Below are 4,645 nucleotides of genomic sequence, written 5' to 3' on the forward strand. Positions count from 1 at the left end.
CGGCCGTACGGCCGCCGCCACGGTCTGCGTCCCCATCGCCCGCTCCTTCGCCGCCGGCTCCCTGGAACCCGCCATGATGCTCGCGCCGGGCCCGCTCCGACAGGGGGCCTGTGCGGAAGCCTCGCATTTCCCATGGCCCGTCAGATCACCGCACTGGCCCCGGAAGGGGAATGCGCCAGACGGCCGGAAACGAATTACCGAGCGGATTTCCGGTGCCGCGTCAGGCCCTGCGGTAATTGCGTTCGAATACGCGCGTAACTCGCCCGGATCCGCTCGTACGTGTGACGGAGGAGGACCGAAACGCGCTCCGTGATCCTGTGACTGAAGTGTGACCAGAAGCGGGAACCCGGGCTTCACGCGGCGCGATCGGTGGGCCTAGCGTGGCGCCATGGCACCGATTCCCCCTCCCGCCGAGGAGCCCCAGGACAACCCCGAGGAGTACGTCGGCCGCACGGCCGAGGACGCCGAACAGCGCGCCCGGCAACGGGGGTGGTCGACCGTCAGGTCCCTGCCGCCCGGCGCGATCATCACCATGGAGTACCGGGTGGGCCGCCTCAACTTCGAGGTCCGCGACAACCACGTCACCCGCGCCTGGAAGGGCTGAGACGCGGTACGACGACGGCGCCGGCCCAGTTCCCGGACTGGGCCGGCGCCGTCGTAGGGCGTGTGCGTACCGGTGCTTCTCAGGTGCCGGGGCGGGCGGCCGAGGCCGTCGTACCGCGGGGGAGCCGGTCGGCGTGCGGGGGGCGGCGGCTGCCGATCGGGGTGACCGGGGTGCGCTCGGCGCGCGTGGTGTGCGGGCCCGGTGCCAGGTAGGCCGGGGATCTCGGCGGGCGCGGGATCGGGGCCTTCTCCAGGTCGACGACCTTGCGGGGGGCCGCCAGCGCGACGGGTACGGTGACCGGCGCCGGGGGCGCGGGCACGGTGCTGCGGCGTTCGCGCCAGCGGTCGCGCAGGTCCAGGATGCGGGCCTCGGCGCGCGCGATCAGCGGCTCGCACCAGGGGAGCGCCAGCAGGACCAGCAGGCCGGCGGCCCAGCCGAGCAGGACGTCGCTCAGCCAGTGCGTACCGAGGTAGACGGTGGTCAGGCCGACCCCCAGCGAGACCAGCGCGGAGACGGCGGACAGCCAGCGGCGGGCTCTCGGCGTGGACGCCAGATACGCGAGAATTCCCCAGGTCACGACCGCGTTGGCGGTGTGGCCGCTGGGGAATATATCGCCGCCGAGGCCCATCTCGTTCGAGCCGACGGTCGTCGCGTAGTGCGGACCGAGGCGGCCCATGCCGATCTTCGCGGCGCCGACCGTGATGTTCAGCAGCAGCAGCGAGGCGCCGAGCGTGAGCAGCGGGCGCAGGGTGTGCTGGCGCCACGAACGCCAGCCCAGCCAGGCCGCGACCATGACGGCCGTCGGGCCGCGCTGGCCGAGGACGACGTAGTAGTCGAGGAAGGCGTGGATGGACGGCCACTGCTGGTAGGGCCGGAAGAACATGACCTGCCAGTCGAACCGGACCAGCCACGAGGTCGTCACCACGAGCCAGACGATCGCGAGGTAGAAGGCCAGGGTCGCGGACAGCAGTGCGACCCGGTGCCGGCTCATCCGCGGGAAAACGATGTGGGCCGGGCGTTCGGGCTCCCGGTCCAGTCTCGCGAACACCCGGTCCAGACGGGTGAGGTTTCGTTCGGTACGCACCCAATCGACGTTACAGCGAGTGAGGTCTGATCCCCCGCGAATCCACGGCTTTGTGATGACGATGTGATGTGGGATTGCTCTCAGGATGCCGTTTATTCCCCGTCAATCCGAAATCGGCGACCGTTCGTACCTTCATTTCCTTTGATCAATCGAGGTGCGGGTTTCGTTGGAGTTATGAATGAGTTCGACTGGCGGTAGTCGGGAATTAACGGCGCCCGCGAAAAGCGATCATGGCGGGGTCAGGGCGGTCCCGAGCCGTTCAGCCACCAGGCCCCGTACACTGCCGACGCCACCGCCGCACCGCCCACCACCAGCACCGACCGCGCCGTACGCGACCTGGCCAGGGCGAGCGCGAGCGGCAGCAGGACCGGGAACGCGGGCATCAGCAGGCGTGGTTTCGAGCCGAAGTAGCTCGACGCGCACAGCGCGAGGGCGAGGACGACACCGGCGTACACGAGTAGGGGCAGCGGCTGGCGCTGCCGTACGCAGACGGCGTACAGGCGCAGCAGCAGGGCCACCCCCGCGATCAGGCCCAGGCCCGCGAGGGCGCCGAGCGGCGAGGCGAACTTCTCCGCGACGAACCGGGCGAAGGCGTAGCCGCCGTCGAAACCGTTGCGCCAGCCCGCCTGCACGTCGAGATACCCGAGCGGGCCGTCGCCCGTGCGGTGGCCCACCCACAGGACGTAGCCCAGCGAGCCGAGCGGCGCGAGCAGAAGCCCCAGGGCGCGCGGCAGCTTCCGCGCGCCGGTGGATGTCCCCGCGCGCGGGGGCGGTACGGGTACGGGGGTGCCGGGGGCGCGCGCTGTCTCGTGCGCGCCGGTTTCGGGCGCCGCGTCGCCGGGTGACACGGACGAGTGAACGGGCTCGCGGGAGGAACCGGGGCCGGACGCGGTCCGTTCTCGGAGCAGGGAGGCCAGCCCGGCCGCCCACACCGCCGCCACCACCGCGAGACCCACCGGGCGGGTCAGACCGGCCAGCGACGCGAGCACGCCCGCCAGGACCCACCGGCCGGTCAGGACGGCGTACAGCGCCCAGGCGGCGAGCGCGGTGAACAACGACTCGCTGTACGCCATCGACTGCACGATCCCGACCGGGAGCACCGCCCACACCAGCACCGCGTACACCGCCGCGCGGGCGCCGTACACATGGTCCGTGACCGCGAAGATCCCCCAGGCCGCGGCGAGGGAGGAGAGGAGGGAGACGACGAAACCCGCGTCGGCGTACGACAGCGGGGTCAGCCAGTGGAGGAAGCGCTCCAGCCACGGGAGGAGGGGGAAGAACGCCAGGTTCGAGTGGACGTCGCCGTTCGGGAGGCGGACCGCGTAGCCGTATCCCTGCTCGGCCACGCGGACGTACCACAACGCGTCCCAGCGCGCCGTCAACAACGTGTACGCGCTCTTGTCGCCGGCCGCGCTCCAGATCGCCAGCGCCGCCAGGCCCAGGGCACGGACCGCCGCGTACCCCAGCAGGGCCGGGGCCGCCCGGCGCAGGGTCGGCCGGGCGCGTGCCGCTGTCTCGATCATGGGCTCGATTATCAGGGGTGTGTGGACGAGTGGTGTACGCCACATGGGTTGCAGGTGGCGTCTGAGAGGTCCGCCACGTGATCGGTCGGCGAACTCGCGTACGCTGCGATGCACTCGCCGTTCGTCTGCGTGGGCCGGGGACACCGCTCCTCTCCGGCCGAGTCCTGGGAGTCCCCGCCCAGTGAATCCGCCGGACGTGCGAATCAGCTGGGAGGTACGCGCATGTCCGGGACGATGACGGCCACAGCTGTGCGTGGACACTCCGCCGAGCGGGCCGGGGGACAGCGCTGGGTCGTCCTCGTCGTCCTGTGCGTGAGCCTGCTGCTGGTCGCCGTCGACGCGACCGTTCTGCACGTCGCCGTTCCCGCTGTCACCGAGGATCTCAAGCCCGGTTCGATCGAACTGCTGTGGATCGTCGACACGTATCCGCTGGTCTGCGCCTCTCTGCTGATCCTGTTCGGAACCCTCGGGGACAAGGTCGGGCGGCGGCGGGTGCTGCTGCTCGGGTACGCGCTCTTCGGGGTCGCTTCCGGGCTGGCCGCGTTCGCCGGGAGCGCGCAGGTGCTGATCCTCGCGCGGGCCCTGCTCGGGGTCGGCGGGGCGATGATCATGCCGGCGACCCTGTCGATTCTCCGGCAGGTGTTCCCCGATCGGCGGGAACGGGCGCTGGCCATAGGGATCTGGAGCGCGGTCGCCGCCGTCGGGGCTGCCGCCGGGCCCCTGCTCGGGGGGTTCCTGCTGGAGCACTTCTGGTGGGGGGCCGTCTTCCTCGTCAACATTCCGCTGATGCTGGTCAGTCTGCCCGTCGGGCGGTGGCTGCTGCCCGAGTCCAAGGGGGAGAGCGACGGGCCCTGGGACGTCGTCGGGGCGCTGATGGCCGCCGCCGGGTTGTTCTGTGTCGTGCTGGGGGTGAAGCGGCTCGGCAGCGGGGAGTTCGGAGGGCTGACCTTCGCGCCGCTCCTGGTGGGCGTCGGGCTGCTCGTCCTCTTCGTGCGGCGGCAGCGGCGGCGGCCTTCGCCGCTCGTCGATCTGCGGATGTTCGCCCGGCCCGCGTTCGGGACCGCCGTGCTGTGCATCGTGCTCGCCATGCTGGCACTGGTGGGGCTGGAGCTGATCGCCGCGCAGTACTTGCAGCTCGTGCTGGGGCTCTCACCGCTTCAGACCGGGCTGCGGTTGCTGCCGCTGACCATCGCCGCCATGGCCGCGGGGCTGGCCGGGGCCCGGTTGCTGCGGCGGGTCGGGCCTCGGCGGATGGTCTGCGGGGGGTTCGTACTGACCGCCGCCGCCGTGCTGACGCTCACCGGGATGGGCGGATCCGACAACGCCGGGCTGCTGCTCGGCGGGTTCGTGCTGCTCGGGTTCGGGCTGGAGACGACGCTGTTCGCCGCGTACGAGTCGATGCTGAGCGAGGCGCCCGCCGAGCAGCAGCCCGGC

Annotated in this window: 4 protein-coding genes; 2 read left to right on the forward strand and 2 right to left on the reverse strand. The window is 71.5% G+C overall.

The window, feature by feature from the left end; all coding sequences use genetic code 11:
• The first annotated feature begins 388 nt into the window (after positions 1-388).
• The gene (locus tag AOK24_RS07300; RefSeq protein ID WP_055719224.1) at positions 389-604 is read left to right on the forward strand and encodes an I78 family peptidase inhibitor; all 216 of its coding nucleotides are present in this window, start codon (positions 389-391) and stop codon (positions 602-604) included.
• 79 nt (positions 605-683) lie between these two features.
• Here the strand turns inward: AOK24_RS07300 and AOK24_RS07305 are convergent, their stop codons facing one another.
• Positions 684-1,688 (reverse strand): phosphatase PAP2 family protein, encoded by a 1,005-nt coding sequence (locus AOK24_RS07305; RefSeq protein WP_055719225.1) that lies wholly within the window; start codon positions 1,686-1,688, stop codon positions 684-686.
• Positions 1,689-1,927: 239 nt separating this feature from the next.
• Positions 1,928-3,211: a mannosyltransferase family protein gene (locus AOK24_RS07310; RefSeq protein ID WP_055719226.1), complete on the reverse strand. Its 1,284-nt coding sequence runs from the start codon at positions 3,209-3,211 to the stop codon at positions 1,928-1,930.
• A 222-nt stretch (positions 3,212-3,433) separates the two neighbouring features.
• On the opposite strand from AOK24_RS07310, the gene AOK24_RS07315 reads away from it, so the two are divergent.
• A partial coding sequence (locus AOK24_RS07315) for an MFS transporter (RefSeq protein ID WP_055719227.1) occupies positions 3,434-4,645 on the forward strand: 1,212 nt, incomplete at its 3' end.

It is taken from the genome of Streptomyces niveiscabiei (genome assembly GCF_001419795.1).
GTDB classification, from domain to species: Bacteria; Actinomycetota; Actinomycetes; order Streptomycetales; family Streptomycetaceae; genus Streptomyces; species Streptomyces niveiscabiei.